The sequence below is a fragment of the Kineococcus gypseus genome (genome assembly GCF_050871305.1).
Taxonomy (GTDB): Bacteria; Actinomycetota; Actinomycetes; order Actinomycetales; family Kineococcaceae; genus Kineococcus; species Kineococcus gypseus.
In genome coordinates this window covers 1-26,051 of sequence record NZ_JBJLRD010000022.1, presented here as the reverse complement: position 1 = coordinate 26,051, position 26,051 = coordinate 1, and the positions used below count along the sequence as shown (strand labels likewise).

Below are 26,051 nucleotides of genomic sequence, written 5' to 3'. Positions count from 1 at the left end.
GACGCGTGAGGCACCACGTCGGCACCCGCTGACACACTGCAGTCTGATCGAGGTACCGCTCCACGGGGCAGGCACGGCCCGCCCAGCGCCGGTGTGGTGCCGCCGAGGGACGTCGGAGAGGCGGCAGGATGCACCACGTGCACGTCAGGACACCGCGCCGGCCGGCGCGTGGCTCGATGCGGTGGTCGATGGCGTTGGCCGCAGCAGCAGCTCTCAGCCTGGCCGCGGCCGGCTGCTCGTCGTCCAGCGGCGAAGAGCCGTCCGGCGCCCCCTCCCCCACCGGCGAGCCCAGCGGTGAACCCAGCGTGCAGCGGGCCTCCTTCGACCCGCCGGTGCGCTTCGACCCCACCGGCATCGCCCTGCCCGAGCAGGCCGCGGCCGGGAAGGTCTCCCTCGGCGGGCAACTCGTGGACGACCTGGCCCTGAGCATGCAAGACCTCACCGGCTACCTGAGCACCGAGCAGGGCCTGCAGGTGATGGACCTGGTCAGCGGGAAGGCCGGCGACCTGCACTCCCCCACCGCGCCCGTGGTGCCCGCCTCCGGCAGTCCTAGCCCGCTCAGCGCGCCGGCGCTGGTGCGCACGGGCACCACCTCCCTGGCCGTGGCCGCCTTCGTCGTCACGCAGCCGGCGTCCGGGACCACCCCGGAGCACCGCGTCGTCGAGGTGCTCGCCGTGGACACCGCCACCGGCGAGCAGGCGTGGCAGGCAACGCTGGAGCTGCCGCAGTGGGCGCAGGAGGAGACCGCCTCCGCGCCCGTGGTGAAGGTCCTAGCCGCCTCGAGCACCAGCAGCGCCGCAGGTGAGGCTGGGACGAGTGCCACCGAGGCCCCCGGCGGCGAGGTGGTCGTCACCGTCGACGGCGGCTTCAAGCAGGCGATCACCTGGGCCCTGATTCCTGAGGACGGACAGCAGCGCTGGCAGCACGAGGACCTGCTGCAGGCCACCCGCATCGGCGACGTCGTCCTGGGCAACCAGGCCAACGAACAGGACCCCCGCCGCGACAACGGGCTGCTGAGCGCGCTGAACGCCGCCGACGGCACGCTGCGCTGGCAGGCGCCCACCGGCACCAGCCTGGTCAGCGCCTCGGCCGTCAGCCCCACCCTGGCCGGGGTCAACGTCAACGACTACGCCTCCGGCGAGAACGTCTTCCAAGTGCTCAACGCCGGCACCGGCACGGTCACCGACACCATCCCCACCGGGCGCACCGGCATCACGCTGGCCTGCCACGACGACGGCGCCGGCACCGGGGTATGCAGCACGAACGCCGGCGCCGCCGCCTCGGCCGTCATCGCCTACGACGGCACCGCCGGCACCCGCCTGTGGAACCTGCCGCAGGACGGCTCCCGGCGGGTCGCGCCGGCGCTGAGGACCGCCTGGCACGGCGCGGTATACGGCACCACCACCAACGGCCCCGTCGTGCTGGACGCCAAGACCGGCGCGGACCGGGAGGTTTCCCCCGGCGCCGCACCCGTGCTCGTCAACGACCGGGTGGGCATCGCCGTGGACAGCGAGGGCAGCGTCAGCGCCTACACCCCCATCGGCTGAGCATGGAGCAGCGGTCGAGTTGAGCGTCCAGCTGCTCGCCCGGGAAGCTGGCGGCATGACGCAGGCGGAGGCGGTGCGCTCCTGGTGGGCCGATGCGGACCAGACCACCCGCAACCGGGCGCTGCGGCTGCGTGAGGACGACCTCCTGCCCGCGGACATGCAGCAGGGGCTGGCGATGGCCGGGGTGACCGTGATGCCCATCGGCCGTTCCCCCGTCGACGGCGAGCCGGAGGGCTACGAGATCCCGCCGGTGGCGTGCAAGTTGCTGCAGTGGATACGGGAGCTGCACTAAGCGGACAGCAGTGGCCGCACTCAGCCGCCCGCCGAGCACCTCGAGTACCTGTGCGGCCCATAGAGCAGCAGCAAGCGCTGGCACGTGCTGCGTGTGGACGCGCGACGGGCGATGCTGCTTCGGGGCCTGCTGCTGCCGGACGCCGACGTCGCCGCCGGTGAACCGGCCGCTTGATGCGCGCAGCGCGCCTCACGCCGTGCGCACGTCGCTGTGCCGCCTCCGTCGTGCGCGCGGCGCGGCCGTGCCGGCGGCCGGTGCCCGACCAGATCGCCGGCACCTTGCTCATCGAGCCTCCGCCAGCACGCGTGCTCGCTAGGGTGCCGGTGATTGCTGGGAGGCAACTATGAGACTGGGACGTGTGCTCGGCGGCGTGGCCGCCGCCGTGGCCTCGTTGGTGCTGGCGGCGCCGGCGCAGGCCGACACTCGAGTCGGCGGGGAGATCGGGGTGCGCTACGACGCCCTGGGCGGGGAAGCCGGCCTACTCGGTGCCCCGCGCTCGCCGGAGATCCGCACCCCCAACGGTAAGGGCGCCTACGTCGCCTTCGACCGCGGCTCCATCTACTGGTCCCCGTGGACGGGCGCGTGGGAGACGCACGGGGAGATCCGCGCAGGTTGGGGCCGGCTGGGGTGGGAGAACGGCTACTTGGGCTTTCCCATCACCAACGAGATCACCACCCCCAACGGGCGCGGCGCCTACAACGCCTTCGAGGGCGGTTCGATCTACTTCTCCCCCGTCACCGGAGCGCACGCGGTGCGCGGCTTGATTCGTGACGCGTACGCCTGGGCCGGCTGGGAGAACGGCCGTCTGGGCTTTCCCACCACCAGCCAGATCCCCACCCCCAACGGGCGCGGGGCCTATAACGTCTTCCAGGGCGGCTCGATCTACTGGGGACCGGGCATCGGCGCGCACGTGGTGTGGGGCGCGATCCGCGACGCGTGGGCAGCCACCGGCTGGGAGAGCGGACAGCTGGGCTTCCCCACCTCCAGCGAGTTCGACATCCCAGGCGGCAAGCGCGTCAACTTCGAGCGCGGCTTCATCGAGTGGAGCGCGGGCACCGGAGCGCGGGTCAACCGAACCCTCACCGACTCTGGCATCCCGGGCTGCCCCGTGCCGCACCAGACGGCCTCCATTTCGCAGGCCGCGCAGTGCTTCGTTCGCGGCTGGGAGCAGGACAGCCCCGACGTCAGCGCGGACTACGCCTCGATGCGGGCAACCAGCGAGATGTGGGGCGTCGAGGACGACCCGGAGTGGCGGTTCAACTTCTCCAGCTGCGAGCGCTCCGACTTCAGCGGTTACGTGGAGTCCGCCGCGGGCATGGAGTGCTACTTCACCTACGAGCGCCTCTACGGGCCCTACGAGTCCTCCTACCTGGTGCTGGGCATGGCCGAGCGCCTGGACGGCTGGTTCGTGGAGGACGTGGAGTTCATCGCCGTGTGACGCGCACCGAAGCTGCCTGGCGACAGCTGCTGCAGTGAGGGCTTCGCGGGGTCATCCCGCGAAGCCCTCACTGCGTGTGCGCGCTCACGCGTGCGGTGGTCATCTTCATGAACGCCTCCTCCAGGGACGGCTGTACGGTGACCAGCTCGCTGAGGACAACGCTGGCGTTTTGGGCGGCCCGCCCGATCTCCACTGCGGTCACCCCCTGGACGATCAGGGACCCGGCGGGCGCGGGCGGTCCGGCGGTGAGTGCTGCGGGGTGACCCGCTGCCCGCCGGTGCGCTACAAGCTGCTCGAGCGCCTCGCGCAGCTGCGCGGCTTGCGGGGAGGCGACGCGCACGCCGCTGGGGGTTCGCGCGAGGAAGTCGCTCATGCTCTCGTCGGCCAGCAGCCGGCCGCCGGCGACGACGATGAGGTGGTCGGCGGTCAGGGCCATCTCGCTCATCAGGTGCGAGGAGAGGAAGACGGTGCGGCCCTGTGCGGCCATCTGCTGCAGCAGCTCGCGCATCCACACGATGCCGTCGGGGTCCAGGCCGTTGAGTGGCTCATCCAGCATCACGCCGGCTGGATCCCCCAGCAGGGCCGCGGCCAGGCCCAGGCGCTGGCCCATGCCCATGGAGAAGGCGCCGACGCGGCGCTCGGCGGCGTCGGCCAGTCCGACGAGCTCGAGGACCGTGTCGACCTGGCGGACCGCCAGGCCGTTGGTGGCGGCCAGGACCTGCAGGTGGCGGCGCGCGGTGCGTCCAGGGTGCATGGCCTTGGCCTCCAGCAGCACTCCCAGCGCCGACATCGGCCGGGAGTGCTCGGTGAAGGGCCGACCGGCGACGAGGGCGTGCCCGGCGCTGGGTGCCTCCAGCCCGGCGATCATCCGCATGGTGGTGGACTTGCCGGCGCCGTTGGGGCCGAGGAAGCCGGTGACCGCGCCCGGGCGCACGCTGAAGGTGAGCTCGTCCACGGCGACGACGTCGCGGTGGGCGGCGCGGTAGACCTTGCGCAGGCCCGCGACTTCGATCACCGGAAGCTTCTGAGCGTGGACCGGGCGGACGCGGTGGAGCGGGCAGGCTCGGTCGTCCGGGTGGACAGCAGGGCACCGAGCAGCAAGGCCCCAACGCCGAGCAGGGCCCACGCTAGGGCCGGCCCCCGCTGCACGTGCAGCTGAGCGAGCAGCGACTGCAGCAGTGCCACCACCCCGGCCGCCGGCAGCACCGCAGCCAGCAGCTGCGCCGGCGGCCGCGAGCGCACCGAGGTGCCAGCGGGGTGCTCGATGCGCACGAGCAGGGCGAGCAGGACCAGCCAGGTGGTCAGCAGGGCCGCGGCGAGCGCTGCCCCGCCGGGCAGCACGTAGGCGAGCACCGCCCAGGCCGCGGCGCAGGCGACCTCGGCCAGGACGTAGCGCGCGGGTACCGCCGCACGGCAGCTGCGGCAGCGCCCGTGCAGCAGCAGCCAGCTGGCGACCGGTACGCGTTCTTGCGAGCGCAGCCGGCGCTGGCAACTGTCGCAGTACGAGGGCTCAGCCAGCGACAGGCCAGCGGGCAGGCGGGCGGCCACCAGGGCGGCGAAGCTGGCCGCCACGGCCCCCAGCAGGCCCGCGAGCAGGTCGGCAGGCACAGCGGTGCTGCTCGTAGCGATCATGGCGGCGGTGGTCGTCACGCTGCTCCCGGGTGGCAGGTCGGTGATGGGTCGGCGGGCGTCAGCCGACGGTGACCAGGATCTGGCGCTCGCCCATGGCCAGCGCCGTGTTAGAGGTCGCGTCCAACGTCGTCGAGCCGGTGGCGGCGCCGGCCCACGTGACGTCGTAGTTGGCGGTCGCCGTGATCGTGTACTCCTGGTTCGGCTCGTGCGCGGAGGTCTTGCTATAGCGGTGCCCGCAGGTGGGCGAGTCACGGTCGCCGAAGGACGCCTGGTACGGCAGCCCCGGGCTCTCGCAGCGCACCACCGCGCCGTCGCCCATGTCGAAGTCGATGGTGGACAGCTGCGCGGTGGCGGTCACCGTCACCCCGGCGATGGAGGCGGTGGCGCTGATGGGCTGCCACTGCGCCTGCGGGGTCCACAGCCACACCGGCAGGCCGATGAAGCCGAACCCGCCTGGCTCGGGCTTGGGCACCAGTTGCACGTCCGGGGCTTGGATTTGCAGGCGCGCCACGGCCAGCGCGGCCACCTGCGCCGGGTCGATGATCACCGGTGCAGGAGCGGCGCCGGGCGCAGCATCAGCCGGCGGGGTGTACGGCAGGTTGGTGAAGAAGTCGGTGCCGTCGTCGGCGACCAGGCACGAGTACCCCGGCACCGTGGAGCACTCCACCGTGCGCACCCGCTGTCCGGTCGGGTCGTCGGGGATGGTCGGCGCCTTGCGCTGCCCCACCGGCTGGATGGTCTTGCGTCCCCCGCCGCCGGTGCCCGGCCTGGAGGAGCCGGCGTTGCCGGGAGTGGTGACCACAACTCTGCACTGACCGTTCTCACACTCGACAGCGCCGCCGCCCGCGGGGGCGGCGGCATGACCCGCGGGGGCGAGCGCGAGCCCCGCCGTCAAGGCGAGCGAGGCGGCGGCCAGTGCCTGTCGCGCCCAGGTCAGCACGTCGTCTCGTAGTCGACGTTCTTACTGCGCACCTTCCAGACGCCACCGGTGCGCTCGACAGTGATCGTGGCCGGGGACCGCGTGATGATCTCGGTATTGCCCGGAGCCGGGGCGCGCACGCTCTGCCCGGTGGCGTCGTCGACGAGGTCCACACCGCTGGTGTCCAAGCAGACTTGCTGCACGACCTGCCCGTAGGCAGGGTCGCCGGCGGTGGCCGGGTCCTTGGACGGCACGAACTCCTGCGAGGTCAAGAAGACGACCGAGTCGCCGGTCTGGTGCTGGGCGGCGCTCGCAAGTCCTTGAATCCATCGTGCAACCGTGTCCACCTCCGCGGGCCACGCCGAAGCCGCCATGTCGATGCCCTCGAGGCTGGCGGCCTGCGAGGCGCGGTCGAAGGCGGCGTAGTAGTCCTGCGTGGCTTGCCAGGAGGCGTCCATCGCGGCCTGGCTGGCGGCCGCGTCCACGGTGGCGGCAGCGCTCGGGGCCACTGTGGGCTCCTGGTCGCGGCCGGTGACGAGGAAGCCGACCACGGCCACGAGGAGCAGCACCGCGAGCGCCGCGACAGCCCAGAGGAGGCCACGGCGTCCGGACCGCTTGACGGCCGGGCTGGGGGTGCCCTGCTGAGAGTCGGTCTCGTTGCTCAGTGCCATGGTGCGCAGCTCCTCTAACGGGTGGTCCCGAGTCTGCTCACGCTGGGTGGTGGTGTCCATCTCGATCAGTCCTCTCGCTGTGGGTCTGAGGGTGCGCGTCACTGGGCGCTCGCACGGGCTGCGGGCCCCTGCAGGAGCTCGCCGAGCAGCTGGGTCGTCTCGGGCTCCAGGTCGTCGTCGTTGCTCTCGCTGAGGCGCTCGGCGTGCTCGGCGAGCGCGTCGAGCTCGCCGAGCAGGTAGTCCGCGCGCAGCGTCGCGCGCCACAGGACCTGCGAGCCCGGCTCGGCCAGGCGCCCGATGGCCGATGCCTCACGGGCGAGCTCGGGGTTGCCGGAGGCCAGCGCCCGCTCGGCCACCTCGAAGGCCACGTCGACGATGGTGCTGACGATCTCCTGGTGCAGGCCCTCGGACCAGGTGTAGCGGCGTGGGTCGATGCCGCTGAACGGCGCGCCGCGCACCAGGCGCAGGGCCTTGACCTTCGAGGCGGTGGAGCGGTCGGCGGCAAGCTCGCTGAAGACGTCCCAGTCGGTGCGCACCGCCGGGTGCAGGTGGTAGCGGAAGCCGGTCGACTCTGAGAACTTGGGGATGTAGTCGTCGCCGTTCTCGTCGGTGCCCAGCAGCTTGCGGATGGCCCAGGACCACTTGTTGCGAGTGGCGGTGGCGATGGGCCTGTTCGGGGAGAGCTTGGCGTCCACGCCCCGGTGGTCCAAGCCGGGGAAGAAGGCCAGCAGGATCGCCAGTTCGAGCCCTCGACCCAGCCGGCCGCGGTCGTCGGGCACCTGGCCGTGGGTGTTGATGACGTCGACGGTGCCCAGCACCCGCAGCAGCGGCGGGTGCAGACGCTGCACCGTGGCTCCGGGCGTGTCCTCACCGAGGTCACTGGCCGGGGTCAGCGCCGCGCTCGCGGGGTCAGCGCTCGCGGGGTCAGCGCTCGCGGGATCAGCGCTCGCGGGATCAGCGTCGGCTAGGTGCGTCGTCCCGGCCTCCTGCTGCTTCTGGGGGGGCTCCGTGACCTCCTGGCCGTGGGCAGTGACGTCGCCGAGGACGTCGTGCTCGACGTCCTGCTCGGTGCCGGCAGGCAGTGGTGCGGTCGCTGCTGCCTCGTGGCCGGTGGGTGATGCGCCGGCGTGGGCGGGGATCTCGCGCAGGTCGATGCTGGCGTGCGGAAGGTCGCTGTAGAAGTCCGCGAGGGGCAGCACGATGACGGGGGGAAGGTCGTCCACGTGGCGCTCGGCCGGCATCGCGTCGACCTCTTCGTCCGTGGAGCTGGCCGTGGTGGCGCGCAGCAGGTTGAGGATGCTGGCGTACTCGGCGTCGTCGATGCGCTGGGGCACGATGCGCAGCGACAACTCCTCCAGCGTCGCAGTGCCGGAGCCTTCGATCTCGCTGCTAACCTCCTCGCTCGCCCCACCCGCCGCCGGGTCGAGGTTGAAGGCCGGGTCGTCGAGCGTCAGCGTCCAGCTGTCGATGTCGGCAGCGGCACCGGCGGTGACGGCTGCGATGCCCAGGCGCGGGTGCTCGCCCAGCACCCGGTCCAGTCGGTCGCGCTGCTCGTCGCTGATGGGCGTGGCCAGCAGCACGATCTCCGGTGCCGCGGCCTCGGTGGCCACGTGCTGAGCGCGAGCTTGCGCCACGTCCTTAACGCCGTCGCGCTGCAACAGCTGCGCGGTGGAACGGCTGTGCGCCTCCAGGTCACGCAGCAGCTCCTCGACATCGCGCAGGTGCCGCACCCGCAGCGACCCCAACGCCTCCGGGAGCTCCTCGCAGCAGTCGACCAGGCTCACGCGCAGGTCGTCGGCCCACGTGCTGGTGGCCAGCTCGACCGCGAGCGCTCGCAGAACCTGCTCGCTGCGGGTGACATCCCCGTTGATGCTGATGGCGACCAGCTGCTCGAGGTCGAGCAGGACGTGGGTGCCGTCGAGGTCCTGGCCGATGACAACGAGGCTCGGGTAGGGCGCGGGCACCTGGGCCACCAGGTCCGCGTCCACAGCCGTGCCGTCGCTGCGCTGCGGCACGTAGAGCGCGTCGGGGTCCTCCGGGTCGCACGCCAGCGCCCAGACCGTGGGGTCCCCCGTGGCCCTCCACGGCGCCGGCAGCTGCGTGGGCTCGGCCAGGTGCAGCTGGAAGCGGTCCGCGGCCAGGCGTGCGAGGTTCAGCGCCGGCAGCGGCCGGTCGTTCTCGTGCAGCCACAGCGCCAGCCCGCGCAGTGCGGTGTCGACCTGCTGCACGGCGTGCGGGTTCTCCACGGCGCGCAGCTCCAGCTCGGTGATCTCATCCTGCGGGCTGGGCATGGCGATGCGCTGGCCCGGTCGGCGGCGACGCTGCTGACGTGCTCGCCGTGCTGCCAGCAAGCTCAGCACACCGGCCGCCAGGAGGGCACCGACTCCACCGACGGTGCGAAGGGGCCAGGCGGCCTCCTCGGCCGGGTCGGTCGTGGACGCGGCGCCGCTGGCTGCCGTCACAGGCGCCGACGTCGTTGCCCCCGTGGTGGGTGCTGGAGCCGAGGCGGTTGCTTGCGGTGCTGTCGGCGATCCTGGCGCGTTCGCGGCCGTGGAGCTCGAAGGCTGCGGAGTGGTGGTGGATGCGCTGGAGGGCGCCGCGCTCGAGGGCGCAGGCGCCGCCGGAGCAGGCGCCGCCGGAGTGACGGCGGTGGTGTCGGCGGTGGTGTCGGCGGCCGCGAGCGTCCACCCGGGCAAGATCACGTTGGGGTCCTGCAGGCGCGCTCCACCGGGCTGCTGGAGGCCGCGGGAGTGCTCGACGATCTGCTCGGCGAGGTCAGCGACCTCCTGGTTGGTCGCGCCAGGCCCGGCCATCCCGTCGGCGATCGACCACAAGCTCTCCCCCGCCGCCACGACTCTGGAGCCACCGGCCGGGGCGACCTTTGCGCCCGCGTCGGCCGGCAGCTCGAGGACCCAACCAGGGCGCAGCCAGTGGCTGTCGTCGAGGTGGTCGCCGTCGGGCTGCACGCGGGCGCTGTTCAGCGCGGCGAGCTCGCTGTACCGGTTGCCGTCACCCAAGTGCGCCTCCGCCACCGACCACAGGCTGTCGCCAGGCTGCACCGTGTACAGGACGGGTTCTGCCTTGGGCGTGCGTGCCGTGGAAGTTGCCGAGCTCGTGCCCGCGGTGGTCGGCGTGGACGCCTGAGCCGGCGCGACGCTGACCGAGGACTGCGCACGTACTGCGCCCGCAGCACTGGGGCCGGCGGCCGCCGCGACGCTGGCCGGCGCGAGGAAGAGAAGCGTGATGGCTCCGATGAGGCCTGCGGCGAACTGCTGCTGCACGCTGAAGGCCGCGCCCAGTCGAGGCGCGGGCCGGTGCCTGGCGAAGGCGATGACCTCGACGACGATGGACATGAACAGGCTCGCCCATCCCAACCAGCCGACGACGGCGAGGGTCTAGAGGAAGACACCGCCGTCGATGTCCGGCTCGCTGAGGACCCGTTGCATCGCCGTCCAGGACACGTCCTCGGGCAGCGGGTTACCCGCGAACACCACCAGCGCGACGGGCGCACCGACCACCAGCAGGAGACCTGCCACCGCAGCCAGGAGCGCGCGCGTGTAGACGCCCCGTCGGCTTGCCGGTGCGGGCGCGGTCACCGGAACGCCTCGCAGCTGGGTCATGGCGTCTCCTCGGTGATGCCGTTCGCGGCCCGGGCAGTGGCGTGGCCTTCGACTGCTTGTGGCCCGACTCCGACCACGGTCAGCAGCACGGGCCTCCACTGCACCCTCGTTGTCACAGTAACGGTCTCCCCCGTGACAGCGGCGGATCCGTTCATCCCCGCCGCGGCGAGGTAGCGGTTCGCCGCGGCCGCTGCGGCGGCTGGGTCGATGGGGGTGGACCGTCCGCTGGTCAGGATCGCTGTGCCGACGTTCAGCTCCTGCCCCGCTGCCCGTGCGGCTTCCGCGGCCGCCAGGTCGGCTTGCTGGGTGGCCTGCACCTTGGCCGCACCGTCGTAGGCCAGCCCGATGACAGCGAGCAGGGCCACGGCGATGACGGCGACGAACAGTGACAGGTTTCCCTCGTCGGCGCGCTCAACCCGACTGCCACGGCAGGTCCCGTCGCCGGATCCGCCTTCGGTGAGAACGGCCGGATGAGCGTCGGGCTCGGTGAACGTCACGGTCAGCGCTCCCGGATGGTGTCGAGCGGGGAGACCCAGGTAGCGGTGACGACCTTCGTGCCCGGCAACCCGGGCAGGGCGATGTCCCCCAGGGCCACGGGGCAGGTGACGGTGGCTGAGACGTTGGCGTCGGTTCCCACCGCGGTGGAGAAGGCGGCGGTGTCGATGCTCACCTGGGCGCCTGCGCACCGCAGTCCTTGCCGGGCCAGCGTGCTCAGGGCACCGCTGCGCGCGCTGGTGGCGGCGGCTGCGGCGCTGCGAGCCAGCGAGGCCTGGCGGGCGGCGTCGGCGGCGGCCTGGTTCACCGCGCCCTGTGCCTGCGAGACGCGCCCTGCCGCGGCGAGCAGGGACAGCAGCAGGAGCAGGCCGACGGCGACGATGGCCAGTTCCACGGTGGCCATGCCACGCTCACGCTCCTCGCGGGCCTCGCGTGCCTGGCAGCCCGTCGAGCCTGACCGCGCGGACGGCAGGCTTCGGAGCGCGCGGAGGGCGGTGCGGCGGGCCATCGGCTCACTGCTCCTTCGTGTCGTTCGGCGGCAACTGGTTCAGGAGCTGGTGAAGCGTTCAACGGGGCCCGCTGCGCTCTGGCTGACCTCGATGGTCAAGCCGGGAACCAACTGCATGGAGCGGCCGGTGACCGTGACGCTGACCTGCAGAGGGCTGCGTTGGACGTTGACGCCCGGGGCCTGCAGCACGCGGTCGCCACCGACACGGGTGATGAAGTCCATGGCCACCTGAGCTCCTCCCCCTCCGGAACCGTCGTAGCGCTCGGCGCGCACGGCCTCCTCGGCGGCTCCCAGAGCGACCGTGCGGGCGTGGTACCAGAAACCGCCCTGGATGAGGGCGAAGACGACGAGGAGGACTGCACTCATGAGGATGCTGATCTCGAGCGTGGCAACGCCGCCGTCGACCTCGTCCTCATCCGCAGCGCACTGGGCCCCAACGGCGGCAGCGGGTGCCGCCACGTGGAAGCGGTGTCGAGCAGCCCTCCTCATCGTCGACTCAGCCGATCTGGCCGAGGTTGTTGTTGACGGCCGCGGTGATGGCCGCGACGACGACGCCGGCGAGCAGGAACAACCCCAGCGCGATGACCGCGATCTCCAGCGTCGTCACACCAGCTTCGCGGTCCTCCTGCTGCTCCTGCAGGTGCTTGCCTCGCGACCAGCCGGTGAGGGCGCTGAAGAGCAGGAGGGCGGCCAGCACCTGCTGATCGCGCAGGAGACTCGCGCGCACGCGCTTGGCGATCGGCTGAGCGATCTTGGTCGTGGTCATGTCGAGCTCCTCCATGGACGTCGTGGGGCTGGTCGCGGGGCTGGTCGCGGCGTTCGTCGTGGGGCTGGTCATGGGGTCGGGGTCCTTCTGCGCGGGCGGTGGAACGGTTCCTCGTCAGCCGTAGATGGTGAGGCCGGCGGGGATGATCAGGAGCGCCAGGAAGATCAGGCCCAGCGTCGCGATGGGGAAGGTCGTACGCGTGGAGTCGGCAGCTGCTTGCGCCTTCTCGTGGCTGAGCAGGGCGCCTCGCAGGCTGCGCGAGCGAGCGTGCAGGTTCTCGGCGACCGCGGCGTTCTGCGTACCGGCCAGGCGCATGATGTCGGCGAGGTCGGACAGCTCGCTGACACCGATCTCGGTCGCGAAGACCTGCAGGTTGTCCCAGGCCGGCACGCCGGAGATCTTGGCCAGGCGAAGCTCCTCGCGGATGCGGCGGAAGACCCACGAGTCGCTGACCTCAGCGGCCCGTTCCAGCGCCTGCACCGGTCCGGAGGACGCCTTGCGCTCCAGTGCCACCAGCTCGATGTAGGCGCCCACGGCGCGGGAGAACTCCAAGCGGGCGATGGCGGCGCGCTGCTTCAGCTGCGCGTCGGGCAGCAGGAACCCGATGACGGCCAGGCCGACCGCCGCGCCGGCGGGGAGCATGAAGGGCAGGGAGAGCGGAGCGCCCATCAGCGAGCCGGCGATCGTCATCGTCATCGTGCCGACGATGGGGAGCATGAAGCCGACGAGTGCCGTGAGCGCCTTCTCGCCGAGGAAGTTCGCGCTCGAGCGACCCAGCAGGGCCAGGTCGGATCCGAGCACCTGCCCGCGCAACCCGGGAGGCATCCGCTTCTCCAGCCAGTGCCCCACCTTGGCCTGCGCGCCGCTCTCCACGGCCTCGGGCCGGTAGCGGTAGGACAGCGTCGGGGAGGTGTCCAGGCGCTGCAGGGCGTCCGACAGTCGCGCCTGCTGCGGGATGAACTCGCGCGCGAGCACGAGCAGGCCGGCGCCGACGAGGGCGCCCAGAAGCACCACGAGGGGGATCACCGCGCGCCTGCCCTCACTGCGAGCGCCGGCCGGTCCGCGCGCGAGGTGCCGCCGTCGGGGCGCAGGCCCACGGCGTGGTCGGCGGACAGGAAGCGCGGGCTGGGGCGCACCCGTGCCAGGCGCTGCATCCACAGCAGGCAGCAGACGTAGGCGCTGAGCAGCGCCAGCAGGATGACCTGGCCGACACCGTCCTTGTAAGGGCCCAGGTAGGTGCCGCTGGCGAAGAGGTACAACAGCGCCGCCAGGGTCAGCAGGGTCACCAGCCTGGCGGTGGTGCGCGGCTTGGCCCGGTCGGCTTCGATGTCGCGGCGCATGCGCACCTCGTCGGAGACCGTCTCGGCCAGGTTCTCCAGCACCTTCACCACGCCCTCGCCGCGGCGTTGAGCGGCCAGGATCAGCGCGCTGGCGATCAGGTCGCCGGTGGCGTCGTCGACGTCGTCGGCGAACTGGCGCAACGCCAGGTCCGTGGGCGTGCGGGCGGCCAGGCGCGCGACGAGCAGGGCCACGTGCGGGTGCAGAGCCTTGGGGCACGAGGCGCGGGAGGCGGTGATGGCTGCCTCCAGGCCGGCGCCGCCGACACCGAGGACCCCGGCGAGGTTGCGCGTCCACTCCTCCATGGCTTCGAGGCGTTCGATGACTCCGACCTGCGGGGACTTGCCCAGCAGGCCGGCGAGCACCACGGGCAGCACCAGCGCGGCGATGGGCAGCACGAGGACGGCGATGATCCAGCCGCTGAGCAGCCACACGAGCGCGCCGGCCAGCGCGGCGACGATGACGAGGTACACGCGCAGGCGCTTGGGGTTGGTCGGCTCGGTGCTCACTGCGCGCCGCATCCGCCGCAGGCTCAGCCGCCGGCGCTGGGAGAGCATCAGGTGCGCATCGGTGGGTTCGCTGCGCTTCAGCCCGAGGATGAGCAGCAAGACTCCCAGGCCGGCAGTGGCGCCGATCAGCGCGCCGACCGTGCCGGTCACCGCGCACCGCCAGCGGCCGGCGCGTGCTCGTACTGCTCGGATGCAACTTCATCCCGGTCGTCCGCGTCGTCGAGCTCCCCCTCGAAGCCGAGCAGCGGCTCCAGCTCGGGCCAGTACCCGACACCTGGGGTGAGCCAGCCCGCATCGAAGCCGACGTCCTCCAGGTCGCTCAGCCACGTCGGCTGGTGAGCTGGGAGCGCCCGGCGGTCCTCACCGGGGGCGAAGACGTGGGTGGTGTCGGCCATGCCGGTGGCGCCGTCGGCCAGCCCGTTCAGCTGGATGACCTCGGAGACGTAGCGGTAGCCGCCGCCGGTCCTGGTGGGCATCACGCGCAACTGCACGATGACGTCGATGCTGCTGGCGATCTGCAGCAGCGCGAAGTTGGGGGTGGCGCCCGGCATGTAGTTGGCCAGCATGGTGACCAGGCGCTGCACGGTCTTCTCGGCGCTGACGGCGTGCACGGTGGACATCGCACCAGCGCCGGCCTGCATCGCCTGCAGCATGGGGCCGACCTCGGGACCGCGGCACTCGCCGACGATGATGCGGTTCAGGGAGTGGCGCAGGGAGCTTTCCAGGTGGTCGGTCAAGGTCACCTCGCCGCTGCGCGTGCCGTCGGCCTGCCGCTCGCCGGTTCCCGGTCGTGCTTCCATCGCCAGGATCAGGCGGTGGCGCTCGGGTGAGAGGTGGAGGAAGAGCTCGTACTCGGTTTCGATCGTCGCGATCGACTCCCACGGGTCCAGCTCGTTGGCCAGCGCGCGCAGCAGCGTGGTGTTGTGCGTGGGGACGAAGGCGCGGGTGATCAGGAAGAGCGATGACGGCGAGTCGACCGTGATGCACCGCACGGGGACCGAGGCGACCGGGCGGATGTCGACGATGGCGCGGGCGCGCGGGCCGGCGCTCTTGCGTCGTTCCTGGCGCTCGAGCTTGCGCGGCAGGCGGAACATGGGGTTCGTCGTGGTCCACGAGACCGTCCAGCAGGTGCCGGTGGGCTGTCCCTTCCAGATGACGGGCTTGGAGCGCAGGTGCGCCTTGTACCCCAGGCTGCACACCAGCTCGTGCGTCTGCTCAGCGAGGATGCGCAGGGTCGAGGCGAACTCACAGGCACCGCTCTTCGTCGCGGTCCCGTCGGAGTCCATGAGTCCTTGCAAGAGGGCGAGGCGCTGCTCGACGGAACCACGCAGGTACACCGTGGGGATGTGCTTGTCGCCGAGCAGGTGCAGGGCACGCAGGCGGCTGTGCAGGTTGCCGGCGATGGAGTAGTCGTACTTGCTGCGTGCGACCTTCGCGTGGGCGTAGCCCGCCTGCGCGAGTTCGTCGAGCACTTCCGGGTCGGCGGTGGTGATCCGCGCCCCCGAGGTGGCTCCGTCGCCCAGCCAGATGCCCAGGACGTAGGCGTCGACGGGTTGAGCGGTCGGTGCGTACTGCACGGGCCCGCTCAGGTCGATGACGAAGTCGCGGGTGCGCCACGTGCTCTCCCCGTGGCTCCACACGCCAGCTTCGAGCATCTGCCGGGTGGTGAGCACCTGGGTCTCGGGGCGGGGGACGCGCCCGCGGGTCGGGGTGTCGCGCGCGACCGCCAGGGCCTTGGCCAGCGCCTGGCGCGAGTAGGTGTGCATCGGTCGCCCGCCGCGACGCCCGTCGTGACGGACCCAGGAGACGTAGGTGTGTCCGCCGGGCCCCATGCGCAGCGCCTCGCGGTGGGCGATCTCGCGGTGCGCAGCTCCGACCTCGGCGCAGAACTCGCTCACCGTGACTTGGCGGTCGGGCTCGGCGGCGGCCCGTTCGGCGAAGGCCCACAGGCGAGCACGCTCGACCTCGTCGACGTAGTGGCTAGGACCCTTGAGCGTCTTCTTGTACGCAGCTATGCGCGCGGTGCGTCGGCTGACCCGCCACAGGTGATCACCATCGGCGGTGACGCTCGTGCCGTCGTCGAAGACGACCTCGTAGCATTCCCGCTGCAGCTGGACGTCGTGGGCCGCCAGCACGGTGCACGGCGTGCCGTCCTCGGCGAACACCTGATCACCGGCGTTCAACGCCCCCATGGTGGTCCATCCCGCTGGGGTGGGGACTTCGGTGTCCAAGGCCAAGGCTTTGCCCGCGGACTGGTCACCGGCGACCATGATGCTCTTGCGGGCGCTGACGCAGGCGCGCAGGAACTGCGCGATCGCCTCGTCCAGCATGCCGAGCCCGACGAGGTCGTCGAGGTCGACGTCGACGTGGCGGTGGATGCGGATGGTGACCACCGGGCGAGGGGTCGTCCAGCTGTTGGCGGCCAGGCGCGCACCACCGGGCAGCACCATGTGCAGGTGCGGGCTGGCGGCGGTGAAGGCGCGCTCGCTCTGCCCGCTGCGGGTGGCCAGGAACTGCAGCGTCTCGATGAGCTCCTGGTCACTGCGCGCAACCGGCGGGGCGAGCTGCCACTGGCTGCCGCTGACGCGGACCATGACGTTGTCGCAGCCCTGGATGCGGATGTTCTCCACTCCAGGGATGTCCAGCAGGGGCTGCAGGCGCCCGGCGCGGTAGAGCATGTCGAACAGCGCCTTGGCGACCTGCTGCTCCTGGTCGGGGGTGAAGTTGTCCCCGACGCCGATGGCGCTGTCGGCGTGCTCGCGCAGGACTTCGGCGATGACGCTGCGGCCCATCTCCTCGCGCGCGCCCTGGTCGAGTTCGGGGCGCGCCAGCTCGCGGACGGTCAAGCGCTCAGCTGCCTGCTGGCGCAGCATCGTGACCAGGTCCCAGTTGATGTCGTCGCGCAGCGGGTTCCGCTCGCCAGCACCGCCTGTCGCCGAGGTGGGGACGTCGTCCCCCGGTACCGGCTGGGTCGCGCTGGGCGTGGCGCCGATGAAGCTGGGGTCGGTGCCGGCCGGGGTGCCGGGCAGGCCGGGACGCTGACCGGCTCTTGCCCGCGAGCGCCGTGCCGTGGGTGCGGTGGTGAGGCGCTCGAGGGCGTCGTCGAGGGAGGGGTGCGCGGGGTCTGCGTTGTCGAGGTCAGGCACGGGCGTTCTCCGCGGTGGTGTGGGAGATCGTCACCGGGCGGCCGCCGGCCCGGAGACGGGGAGTCGCGGCGGCGCTGGTGGCCGCGGGGGCAGCCGGGGGCGTGCCGCCGGGCGTGGGGTGTGGAGCACGCAGCTGCCCGGCGCGCCGGTTGAGCAGCTGGCCGATGGGGTCGTGGCTGGCGCGCACGCTGCGCAGGAAGGCGGAGTTGTCGTGGCGGCGGTGAGCCGTGGCGCCGTAGGTGTAGACGTCAGCGGCCAGCGGGTCCCAGGCCAGCGAGGCGAGCACGGGCGCTTGCAGGCTGGTGGCGATCTCGCGGGCGGAGTACGGCTGGCCCTCGCCGACCAGCAGCAGCCCGAGCCCGTCAGCGCCGGTGCCGCGTTCGGCGAGGTCGGTGCGCAGGGCGTTCAGGTGTGCTCGGGCGGCGGAGATGGCCGGCAGGTTGCTGCGGGTGACCAGCAGGACGACATCGGCTTGACGCAGCAGCGGCATGGGCGAGTGGACGGCGCTAAGGCGGCCGGCGTCGATGACGACGTCCACTCCCCCGCGCTCAAGGCTGGTGAAGGTGCTGGCCAGGCGTGACCACAGCGGGTTGATGCTCGCCGCCTGCGCGCTCTCGGCCAGCCCGGGCAGCAGGTGCTTGCCCTCGCGCAGCTGCATGGTCTGCGCCCAGAGCATCGCCTCGCCCCACTGACCGTGGCGCTCGGCCAGCGCCAGACCGATCAGGCCCTGGCTGACGTCGGTGAGGTGCTGTCCGTACCCGGCGAGGATGGCGTTGCCGGCGGCCGGGTCGCACTCGGCGAGCAGGACGTGACTGGGCCACGTCAAGGTCAGCGCCAGCGCCGTGGTGGTCACGCCGGGAGCGCCCTTGGCGCTGACCAGGGCGATGGTGGCCATCAGCGTTCCCTGGCGTCGAGGACGAGGGTGATGCGGCTGATGGCGGCGTGCGAGGCGAGCAGCGCCGCCTGCCCGGCCTGGACGTCGACGTTGACGACGGTGGCGCCGTTGGCGTCCGCAGCGCCGACGGAGGCGATGACCCCGTCGATGCTGGCCGGGTTCTGAAGGCTCAAGGTGGTGTCGTTGGCGGGGACGTCGACGAGGCGGACGTTGTCTCCTACGCGCAGGGTGTCCTGCGGCATCTGCGCCAGGGTGAGCAACACGCCGACGACGGCTCGCTCCTTGGCGGGCACGACCTCGGCGACGGTGGAGTTCGGGTTCAAGACCGCGCCGACGGGCAGGTCGGTGGCGGCGCGCTGGCCGAGGACCGTCTCGGCGCGCGAGGGGTCGATGCTGCGCAGGCTGGAGTCCTGCGGTAGCTCGGCCACGCTGAGGTCGTCGCGTTCGATGACCGCTCCGGCTTCGACGGTCTGGGCCATGACCAGCGCGGAGCTGACGTCGCGGCTGGAGTTGAAGAACCAGGCCGCTGCCAGGCTGGGCAGGACGATGAGCAGGGCACCGGCACCGATGAGGGCGGGGCGACGGCGCCCGCGCACGGGGGTCGCCGGGCGGGCGGCAAGCTGCGGGCGCCGGCTCGAGCTGGTGGGGCTGGCGCTCTGCCGGCCGCTCGTCTTGCCGCCCCGTCCCCCGCCGGGGTCGCCGGCCTGCGGGGAGCTGCCGTTCAGCGTCGCCGGGCCCTGGTGGGGGCGCGTGGTGGGTACCGTCACGGTGGGTGTCCTCCCGCAGCTGGCCTGGTCGTTGCGACTGATGTCGCGCTGCGTGTCGTCGCGGTGCTCGGCAGGGGTTCGCGCAGGGCGCCTTTCGCGTCAGTGTTGCACGCAAAGAGTAACGGTTACTACTCCCGCAGGATTACACGGGCAGTGTCGCGCGGCTCGCTGCGGCTCGTCGGCCAGTGCTCGTCACCGGGCCAGCGGAGCTCGCGGTGGCTGCCCCACCGGTGCTGCCACCGCAGCCAGCGCCGCAGCACCTGCGGCGAGGGCTCGTGCCAGGGGAAGCGGCGCTGGCAGGCGTTCAGCAGCCACGGCTCGCAGGCGCGGTAGAGCCCCACCGCCCTGAGCAGGGTGGCGGTGAGTACCAGCCACCCTGCGGGCAGCGACCAGGCGTGCTCGCGGGCCAGGCACCAGCCGGCGACGAGCAGCGACGTCACGACGCCCCGCAGCTCGAAGCGGTCCTCGATCCGCTGCTCCTGTCGGTAGGCGCAGAGCAGGCGGGTGAGCTCGGCCCGCCCGGCCCTGACCTCGGCGGCCCGGCGTCGCACACGAGCGCGATCAGCCAGCCGGGCACTCGCGGCGCGCGCAGCGGCGCACGCCGGGCAGGCGAGGTGGCCACCGGCCCGCTGCAGGCTCAGAGCGGCCGCCTGGCCGATGCCCCGTTCGTCCCGGTCGAGGTCGACCTGCTCGTGCACGTCGTCTGCCGCCTGCGCGAGCAGCTGCTCGCGCAGGTGCTGGTGCTGGCGGCGGTGCCGCAGCTCGCCGGGCTCCTCAGCGAAGGAGCTCACCGGCTCGTGCGCCCGCTCCCCCAGCTCAACCTCAACTTCGCCGTTCCGCTCCTCATGGGTGGTGCCCATCCTCGCCACCGATCCTCCTCCGGCACGCGGCCGGCCCGTAGCGGGAGCGGCCCGCCGGAGCCGCTCGAGGAACCAGGGGTTCCTCACCACGGCTCAGGTAGGCGAAACATCCAGGACCGGACACACCACTTCACGAGCGATCGCCTGGCTGACGACGCCATCGAGGCTGATGCTCACCAGTCCTCCCGGCGCGGTCGGTGACTGGCCCGAGCAGCCCACCGGCAATCTTCGACCCATCCGCCGGTGTGGATGTGTACGGACACAGAGCCGGTGGTCACTGGGGCGGGCGACCTGCTCGCGCGCGCCGGTGCCCTCGCCTGCGGCTTGGACCTGGCCGCCGACCCATCCGCACGGCTCGCGGGGCCCTATCGCTGCTTCGCTTCCGCGGGGGCTGTGCGTGCCAGGGTCCGCGCAGTAGCGTTTGCGCACCGGGAGCCGCCGGGCAGTGCAATGAGGCGCTGGTGCACCGGGGGTGCGACGAGGGGGACGGCCATGGGGCTGCGCAACGGGACGACGGGATCGTGGAAGGTGCGCGCCGCGCGGGCGGCGGCGGGAGCGGCGGGAGCGGCGGTCGTGGTCGCGCTGGGCGCCGCCGGGGCCGGGACGGCGGCAGCGACGCCGGTGCCGCTGGGTGCCTGCCACGCGCCGTGGTTTGCCAGCACCCAGCTGAGCAACCCGCAGGACCCGGGCTTCTTCGCCCGGATCGACCGCAACGGCGATGGTGTCATCTGCATCAAGGACTGGAGGGGGCCGGACCCCGACCCGGCCATCGGCTTCCTGGCCATCGACAACAACCTGCGCCGCGGCTGACGGACGCCGGCGGGGCACCGGTGCTGCACCCGCGCACCAGCACGGGGAGCATCGCTGCCTCGTGCGAGCGCCCTGCGAGGCAGCGACTCGGTCCAGGACGGGTGCGGCCACGGCAGCGGAGGCGGGGTGGGCGCTCGACGAGGGCGCGCGAGCGGCGGTGAGCCGTCGGCGGGCGTGCAGGCCGGCACGAGCCTGAGGGTCGAAGTCCCCACCCCAGAGGTACGGCTGTCGATGACGTGCACCGCGCACGGCAGCCGGGTCACGAGGCTCCCCGCTCCATGTGCTGGGCGAAGAGCAGCTGCTCGCACTCGATGCACGGCGGCACGGTGAAGTCGGGGAAGCCGCTCTCGTCCAGTACGCGTCGGGTCCTCTCGTCGCACTGCCCGCACCAGGGCTTGACCAGGGTCAACTGGGCCTGGTGCGGGCGCGGAGGAGCCTCCTCCAGCGGGATGAGCGTCTTGGCGAACAAGCCGCAGGGGTTGTCCAAGGCGCCCGGACGCAGCCGGCTCTCCACCACGTCGAGGATGTCCTGGCGCGTCCACCCGCGCCGCATCCGCTGCTCGACGAGGCGCCCCAGGCGCATGGCGTCCCCGACGGTGGGGTGCAGCTGCTGCGGCAGCTGCACCACCGTGCGTTCGACCTCGTCGACGTCGACGAGGACATCAGCACCGACATCAGCACCGGTACCGACGGCACCGCCGCTGCGGACGGCGTCACGGCTGCTGTCGGTGGGACTGACCTCGACCAGGTCCCGCGCCGGGGTACCTGCCCCTCTCCCTCGATCCGCGGCCGACGTCACGTCACGTGCGGACGTGGACGTGACGTAGGTGTTGATCTTCTTAGGAGTTCTTCTAGGAGTTACCCGGTCACTGGTGACCGGTGTACTCGTCGAATTTGGCCGGTAGGTCCGCTCGCTGTGGCCGGTAGGTGCCCGCTCGGACCTACCGGCCAGATTGACCGGTAGGTCCTCATCCGACCTACCGGTCACGTTGGCCGGTAGGTCGACTTCGTACCTACCGGCCAGATTGACCGGTAGGTCTTCGGACCCTGCGGTGGCCTTCGACCGGGCCGTCTTCTTGGTCTGCTCCCCCGCCGCGATGCGCTCCTGGGCGGCCTTGACGTCGGCCTTGGTGGCGGTGACATCGAGGTGCAGCACGAAGCGGTCGCTGGTGCGCACGCGCTTGCCGGAGGCCTCCGAGAAGACGTAGCGCGGCTCGCGCGAGATTAGACCGACCTCCTCGAGGACGTCGAGCTGGCGGCGCACGGTGCGCACCGACTGCTCGGTCTCCTCGGCGATGCGCTCCTGGCCGGGGAAGCAGGAGAAGTCCTCATCGGCGTAGGCAGCCAGCAGCATCAGCGTCGCCTTGGTGCCGACGTCGCCCACCCGTTGGGAGTTGGCCCAGTGCGGAGCGGCGTAGGCGCCGCGGACGATGCTCATCGGGCGGCACCGCCCAGCACCTGCGAGCAGTCCCCGAGGCGGGTGTGGGCTGCGCTCGGCATCGCCGCGAGGCGGCCGGCGGGCGCCAGGCGCGCGCCGAGGTGGCGCTCTGCGGCACGTCGTGGCGAGGCGCGGCCATCACATCTGGGGCCACCGGGCGGGCCACTCAGGTGCGCAGGACGGTCGCGGGAGGTCACGCCCGTACCACGCTCGGCCTCCGGCACGGCGTGTCGCCCGGTTCGGACTACACGAAACGCGGGGTGAGCGTCTACGCTCATGACTAGCTCCTGAGTGGTATTGCGGCTGGGTAGCCAATGCGATCAAGGGGCCGGACGGCGGCGGAGTCGGTCAGTACGGGAGTTGGCGCTCCCGACCGGCGAAGCCGCCGTCGTCGCGTGTGGGGCTAGGCGCTGATGCGCAGCTCCTGCTGCTGTGGGCCGCCGGCGCCGATCGGACGGATGAAGTCCGGGTCGCCGAAGTCGTGCGCGCGCGCCATGACCAGCGTGAAGTAGTCAGTGAGAGGGATGCCGAGCTCCCTGGCGCGCTGCTCGTAGGCGCGCTTGTGGTCGACGGGGACGCGGATAGTGACCTGCTCGCGCACCCCGCGGGGGACGGGGCCGGGCTTTCTGCGTTCAGCCATGCGCATGGTCTACAGCAACGCCGACTCCGAATCGTGGATGTGGCGCGCGACGCGCGCAGCGTGTCGATCTTCTGCGACACGGCGCGCCCGACGCCCCCGCAGCCACTCCTGCACCGAACGCCCCCACTGCTGAGGGCGGCGCTGGGCACAGCAGGCGTCGTAGCCGGCTGGGCCGGCTCGGTCGGCGTCGTCGGCCCACCCGTCCTGGTCGGCCCACCCGTCCTGGTCGGCGCAGCTGTCGTGGTCGGCGCAGCTGTCGTGGTCGGCGCAGCTGTCGTGGTCGTCGATCGTGCGGTCAGCGGACGGAAGTAGCTCTTCACACCACGACCAGGTATGCCTCAGCGGCGGAACCGGACACACCTCATCGCGGACACCACGTGATGCGCGTTACACGAGCAGTGTCAGGAGCTCAGTGCGAGGCCGTAGACCGCGGCCAACGTGCCGGCGAGCATGTACGGGCCGAAAGCACGCCTGGCGTGCCAGCTGGTGCGCTTCGAGCGCACGGCGGGCACAGCGCCCACCACGAAGAGGACGAAGCCGAGCACGGCCCCGGCCTGCCACGTGCCCCACCCCAGCCAACCCAGCTGCGCGCCCAGGACGCCGGCGAGCTTGACGTCACCGCGACCGAGCTCACCGGGGCGCAGCGCCCGCAGCAGGCGGTACAGCGCCCACAGCAGCACCGCCCCACCCACGGCCCGCGCCAGTGCCGCCCAGCCCTCCCCCACCGCAGCCGCAGCGCCGAAGCAGAGGGCCGTGATCGGGTACGCCGGCAGCACCAGCCGGTCCGGCAGGCGCAGCTCGAGCAAGTCGATGCGCGCCATCGCCACACCAGCCACCGCCAGGTAGGCGAACGGCACCCACGCCCACGGCTCGAGCAGCACCCTCGCGGCGCACGCGGCGAACAGCCCCGCGAGCACCGCGCCCGCCCCGTGGGCCCACCAGCGGCCCCGCCGCACGGGCACGGTGCCGGGGCGCCGGTCGACGAGCACGGACGCTGCCGCGGCGGCCAGCGCCACCGGCAGCGCCGCGGCGAACGACGTCACGAACGCCTCCGGCCGCGCCGAGTCACGAGCACAGCAGCGCCTCATGACACGGCACTGACCGCCTGCGCCGCTGCCCCGCCGCGCCACTCCCCCGCTGCTCGTGCCCGCCGGCGCTGCCCCTGCGTCCGGGCGCCGCCGGCTCGAGGCGGCAGCGCCCGCTGGTGCTCACCGGGGTGAGGCGCCGTACTCGGCGGCCACGCTGACGTCGATGAGCTGCTGGCGGGTAGTGCCGTGGCGCCGCGCCAGCTCGTCGATCACCTCCACCTGCGCCGGGGTGAAGTCCAAGGTCACGCGCACGCGGGGCTCTACCTCGGCGGGCAACTCCTTGAACAGCGAGCCGCTGCGCGTCGGGCGGCTCGCCCGCAGCAGGCGCACCAGGTGCTCGGCCTGGCGGTCGATGGCCAGCAGCGCCAGGGCCGTGTTGGTGCGCCCTGTCGCCTTGCGCGCCGAGCTGAGCAGCGCGTGCGTGCTCACCAGCAGCTTGCTGACGGTCCGGTGCCCACCGGAGGCACCCTCGCCGGCTGACGCAGCGCTGGAGGTGCGTGCCGCCACCGCCCGCTGCCCTCGCGCCTTGCCCGGCGCCTTCTCCGGTGACGGGCGCGACGTGGTGCGCGCCGGCGCAGCCGAGCCCGCGGGTGCGCTGACCTCGCTGTCCGAGGCGAGCGGCGCCTGGACACCACCGCGCCCCGCCGGCACCGGCGCCGTCAGGGCCTCAGACGCCCCCTCGAAGCGCCCCGCATCGACCGGTACACCCTCTACCGCTGCCGCACCGAGCGCGCCAGCGCCAGCACCCGTCGAGCCGTCCACAGCGCTCTTCGCCCCAGCGGAAGCGCGCTCGTCATCGTGATCGACCGGGTGATCAGCCGGCGGCCGCGACGGCGCCTCAGCCGCCGGGGCGCTGCCCCGCTCCCCCAGCACCGTCTCCCGCGGCACCGTCTCCCCCGGCGCCAGCGCCGTCGATGCCAGCGACGCCTGCTCCTCGCGCACGGACGATGGGGAAGACGATGCAGAAGACGCAGTGGGAGCGGTGGGCGGCGAAGCCTCGCCGGCCGCGTCCAGCACCTCTTTTGCCTCTCCGGCGCCCGACTGCTGCGCGGCGCTCGAGCCGGCGCTCCTGCGGGCACGCGCCATCCCTGCCGGGATCTCCCGCGCAGCACGCGGCGCCCCCGACGGCTGCGGCGGGCTGCTGCGCTTGAAGGCAGCCCTCATCTCCTCACGGCTGGGCGCCGGACGGCGCACCAGCGTCGGGTTCGGCTCACTCACGCCCGCACCCCCTGCGTCTGCGTGGGCAGCTGCCCCACCTCGGCGTGCTCCGGCGCTCGCGGGCCCGCCTCGCCATCAGTCTCCTCAGCGCCATCCTGCAGCTGCTCGTCCTGGACGCCAGCGCGCTGAGCGGCCTCTTCCTCCCCGATGCGCCCGAGGACCTCGGCGGCCAGGGCGAAGTAGTCGTCCGCCAGCCCTTCGCCGGAGGCCGACTGGTAGCGCCCTACGTCCGATCGCGGTCGTCCATCGCGCAGCGCCTGCCACCACGGCTCCGCCTCGGCGGCGACGTTGACCAGCTCGGGCACCAGCAGGCCGCGATCGCGGGCACCGACCGCCACCGTCTCGGCGTAGCGCACGATCGTCGCCGTCAGCAGGCGCTCGGCGTCGGCGCCAAAGGCTTCCAGGTCTTCCTTCATGGCCGCCAGGGCGTTCGCCCGCAACGCGCTCGCCGACGGGTTGACCCCGGCTAGGACCACAGCCAGCAGATCCAGGGCTTGCGGCGCCTTGCCTTCCCGGGCCCGGATGAACCGCTCGGCGACCGCGACCATCCCCTCCCGGCTCGCCTTGTCGGTGCGGGTCGGGATCAGGACCCACCGGGCGGCGCCCAGCGCCATCTGCTGCAGTACCTCCTCACCGGGAGGGCAGTCGATGAAGATGAAGTCGTAGTCGCCGGCGATGGGCGCCAGGCTCGTGGCCAGGGCCCGCAGCGGCAGATCGGGGTCCCGCTGGCTCATGGCTTGCTGGGCGATGAAGGCCGACAGCGTACCCAGCTCGCGCCCACCGGTGACCAGGTCTAGGTCGGGGCGCACCTCGCGCAGCGGTTCCAACGGCTTGCCGAGGAAGACCGACTGCATCAAGCCCTGTCCCTGATCGCTGCTCGACTGCACGCCGAAGTCGAGCGCCAGGTTGCCCTGCACGTCGAGGTCGACGGCCAGCACGCGGTAGTCCGGAGCTTGCGCGGTCAAGCCGGCCAGGTGCGCCGTCAGGGCTGTCTTGAGCACCCCGCCTTTGCCGTTGATGACCGCGACGACGCGGTCGAGGGCCTCCCAGTCGATGGCGTCAGCAGCAGCCCTCACCGGGACCACTCCGCCAGCGTTGCGCCCGTGTCAGTGCCGTGACGGGCACCTCCGGCGGTGGTCGGGATGTTTGTCCACAGGCCTCGGCTGCCCAGCATGTGCTGGAGGCTAGCGAGCTGGTGCACCAACCTGGCTGTCGACACGCGCATCAACGCGGTGCATCAGCGCGGCTGTCGGGTCGGTGCATCAGCGCGGCTGTCGGGTCGGTGCATCAGCGCGGCTGTCCGGTCGGTGCATCAGCGCGGCTGTCGGGTCGGTGCATCAGCGCGGCTGTCGGGTCGGTGCATCAGCGCGGCTGTCGGGTCGGTGCATCAGCGCGGCTGTCGGGTCGGTGCATCAGCGCGGCTGTCGGGTCGGTGCATCAGCGCGGCTGTCGGG

25 protein-coding genes are annotated in these 26,051 nt (G+C 72.4%); 4 read left to right on the top strand and 21 right to left on the bottom strand.

Features of this window, described 5'->3' with window-relative positions; genetic code table 11:
* Positions 1-188 precede the first annotated feature (188 nt).
* From ACRYMN_RS10390 to ACRYMN_RS10380, 3 genes are all read left to right on the top strand, one after another.
* Positions 189-1,547 (top strand): outer membrane protein assembly factor BamB family protein, encoded by a 1,359-nt coding sequence (locus ACRYMN_RS10390; RefSeq protein ID WP_432494682.1) that lies wholly within the window; start codon positions 189-191, stop codon positions 1,545-1,547.
* Between the two features lie 19 nt (positions 1,548-1,566).
* Entirely contained in the window at positions 1,567-1,839 is a 273-nt protein-coding gene (locus ACRYMN_RS10385) for a hypothetical protein (RefSeq protein WP_432494680.1), read from the top strand.
* A gap of 343 nt (positions 1,840-2,182) precedes the next feature.
* Positions 2,183-3,277, top strand: coding sequence for an LGFP repeat-containing protein (locus tag ACRYMN_RS10380; protein WP_432494678.1), 1,095 nt, complete (start codon positions 2,183-2,185; stop codon positions 3,275-3,277).
* Positions 3,278-3,344: 67 nt separating this feature from the next.
* On the opposite strand, the gene ACRYMN_RS10375 is transcribed toward ACRYMN_RS10380, so the two are convergent.
* The 16 genes from ACRYMN_RS10375 to ACRYMN_RS10300 all read right to left on the bottom strand — a co-directional run bounded on the left by ACRYMN_RS10375 (position 3,345) and on the right by ACRYMN_RS10300 (position 19,403).
* Positions 3,345-4,292: an ABC transporter ATP-binding protein gene (locus ACRYMN_RS10375; protein WP_432494676.1), complete on the bottom strand. Its 948-nt coding sequence runs from the start codon at positions 4,290-4,292 to the stop codon at positions 3,345-3,347.
* The gene (locus ACRYMN_RS10370; RefSeq protein ID WP_432494674.1) at positions 4,289-4,885 is read right to left on the bottom strand and encodes a prepilin peptidase; all 597 of its coding nucleotides are present in this window, start codon (positions 4,883-4,885) and stop codon (positions 4,289-4,291) included. The genes ACRYMN_RS10375 and ACRYMN_RS10370 overlap by 4 nt, the downstream gene beginning before the upstream one ends.
* An 82-nt stretch (positions 4,886-4,967) precedes the next feature.
* Complete coding sequence (locus tag ACRYMN_RS10365) at positions 4,968-5,711, bottom strand: hypothetical protein (protein ID WP_432494672.1); 744 nt, start codon at positions 5,709-5,711, stop codon at positions 4,968-4,970.
* Positions 5,712-5,842: 131 nt separating this feature from the next.
* Positions 5,843-6,499 carry a hypothetical protein gene (locus ACRYMN_RS10360; protein WP_432494670.1) on the bottom strand — a complete coding sequence of 219 codons (657 nt, stop codon included), beginning with the start codon at positions 6,497-6,499 and terminating at the stop codon, positions 5,843-5,845.
* A gap of 98 nt (positions 6,500-6,597) precedes the next feature.
* Positions 6,598-9,873, bottom strand: coding sequence for a LysM peptidoglycan-binding domain-containing protein (locus tag ACRYMN_RS10355; RefSeq protein ID WP_432494668.1), 3,276 nt, complete (start codon positions 9,871-9,873; stop codon positions 6,598-6,600).
* A 21-nt stretch (positions 9,874-9,894) separates the two neighbouring features.
* Positions 9,895-10,035 carry a hypothetical protein gene (locus tag ACRYMN_RS10350; protein ID WP_432494666.1) on the bottom strand — a complete coding sequence of 47 codons (141 nt, stop codon included), beginning with the start codon at positions 10,033-10,035 and terminating at the stop codon, positions 9,895-9,897.
* A gap of 80 nt (positions 10,036-10,115) precedes the next feature.
* On the bottom strand, positions 10,116-10,616 hold the full coding sequence (locus ACRYMN_RS10345; protein ID WP_432494665.1) for a hypothetical protein: 501 nt from the start codon (positions 10,614-10,616) through the stop codon (positions 10,116-10,118).
* A 2-nt stretch (positions 10,617-10,618) separates the two neighbouring features.
* On the bottom strand, positions 10,619-11,017 hold the full coding sequence (locus ACRYMN_RS10340) for a TadE/TadG family type IV pilus assembly protein (protein ID WP_432494663.1): 399 nt from the start codon (positions 11,015-11,017) through the stop codon (positions 10,619-10,621).
* 144 nt (positions 11,018-11,161) lie between these two features.
* Positions 11,162-11,611, bottom strand: a complete 450-nt coding sequence (locus ACRYMN_RS10335) for a TadE family protein (protein WP_432494661.1) — start codon at positions 11,609-11,611, stop codon at positions 11,162-11,164.
* 7 nt (positions 11,612-11,618) lie between these two features.
* On the bottom strand, positions 11,619-11,960 hold the full coding sequence (locus tag ACRYMN_RS10330; protein WP_432494659.1) for a hypothetical protein: 342 nt from the start codon (positions 11,958-11,960) through the stop codon (positions 11,619-11,621).
* Positions 11,961-12,002: 42 nt separating this feature from the next.
* Entirely contained in the window at positions 12,003-12,902 is a 900-nt protein-coding gene (locus ACRYMN_RS10325) for a type II secretion system F family protein (protein WP_432494657.1), read from the bottom strand.
* 8 nt (positions 12,903-12,910) lie between these two features.
* Entirely contained in the window at positions 12,911-13,885 is a 975-nt protein-coding gene (locus ACRYMN_RS10320; protein ID WP_432494655.1) for a type II secretion system F family protein, read from the bottom strand.
* Positions 13,882-16,881, bottom strand: coding sequence for an ATPase, T2SS/T4P/T4SS family (locus ACRYMN_RS10315; protein ID WP_432494653.1), 3,000 nt, complete (start codon positions 16,879-16,881; stop codon positions 13,882-13,884). The genes ACRYMN_RS10320 and ACRYMN_RS10315 overlap by 4 nt, the downstream gene beginning before the upstream one ends.
* A complete protein-coding gene (locus ACRYMN_RS10310; RefSeq protein ID WP_432494651.1) occupies positions 16,874-17,776 on the bottom strand; it encodes a CpaE/TadZ family protein in 903 nt (300 codons plus the stop codon). Before ACRYMN_RS10310 ends, ACRYMN_RS10315 begins: the two co-directional genes overlap by 8 nt.
* Positions 17,776-18,543, bottom strand: coding sequence for an SAF domain-containing protein (locus tag ACRYMN_RS10305; RefSeq protein WP_432494649.1), 768 nt, complete (start codon positions 18,541-18,543; stop codon positions 17,776-17,778). The genes ACRYMN_RS10310 and ACRYMN_RS10305 overlap by 1 nt, the downstream gene beginning before the upstream one ends.
* Positions 18,544-18,671: 128 nt before the next feature.
* Positions 18,672-19,403 carry a hypothetical protein gene (locus tag ACRYMN_RS10300; RefSeq protein ID WP_432494647.1) on the bottom strand — a complete coding sequence of 244 codons (732 nt, stop codon included), beginning with the start codon at positions 19,401-19,403 and terminating at the stop codon, positions 18,672-18,674.
* 492 nt (positions 19,404-19,895) lie between these two features.
* Here ACRYMN_RS10300 and ACRYMN_RS10295 point away from each other — a divergent pair, with 492 nt between their 5' ends.
* Positions 19,896-20,213, top strand: coding sequence for a hypothetical protein (locus ACRYMN_RS10295; protein WP_432494645.1), 318 nt, complete (start codon positions 19,896-19,898; stop codon positions 20,211-20,213).
* Between the two features lie 259 nt (positions 20,214-20,472).
* Here ACRYMN_RS10295 and ACRYMN_RS10290 read toward each other — a convergent pair whose 3' ends face one another.
* The 5 genes from ACRYMN_RS10290 to ACRYMN_RS10270 all read right to left on the bottom strand — a co-directional run bounded on the left by ACRYMN_RS10290 (position 20,473) and on the right by ACRYMN_RS10270 (position 25,682).
* On the bottom strand, positions 20,473-21,651 hold the full coding sequence (locus tag ACRYMN_RS10290) for a helix-turn-helix domain-containing protein (RefSeq protein ID WP_432494643.1): 1,179 nt from the start codon (positions 21,649-21,651) through the stop codon (positions 20,473-20,475).
* A gap of 403 nt (positions 21,652-22,054) precedes the next feature.
* The gene (locus tag ACRYMN_RS10285) at positions 22,055-22,291 is read right to left on the bottom strand and encodes a hypothetical protein (protein WP_432494641.1); all 237 of its coding nucleotides are present in this window, start codon (positions 22,289-22,291) and stop codon (positions 22,055-22,057) included.
* 401 nt (positions 22,292-22,692) lie between these two features.
* Positions 22,693-23,334 (bottom strand): prepilin peptidase, encoded by a 642-nt coding sequence (locus ACRYMN_RS10280; protein ID WP_432494639.1) that lies wholly within the window; start codon positions 23,332-23,334, stop codon positions 22,693-22,695.
* Positions 23,335-23,499: 165 nt separating this feature from the next.
* Positions 23,500-24,597 carry a hypothetical protein gene (locus ACRYMN_RS10275; RefSeq protein ID WP_432494637.1) on the bottom strand — a complete coding sequence of 366 codons (1,098 nt, stop codon included), beginning with the start codon at positions 24,595-24,597 and terminating at the stop codon, positions 23,500-23,502.
* Positions 24,594-25,682 carry a ParA family protein gene (locus ACRYMN_RS10270; protein ID WP_432494635.1) on the bottom strand — a complete coding sequence of 363 codons (1,089 nt, stop codon included), beginning with the start codon at positions 25,680-25,682 and terminating at the stop codon, positions 24,594-24,596. Before ACRYMN_RS10270 ends, ACRYMN_RS10275 begins: the two co-directional genes overlap by 4 nt.
* Between the last annotated feature and the right edge of the window lie 369 nt (positions 25,683-26,051).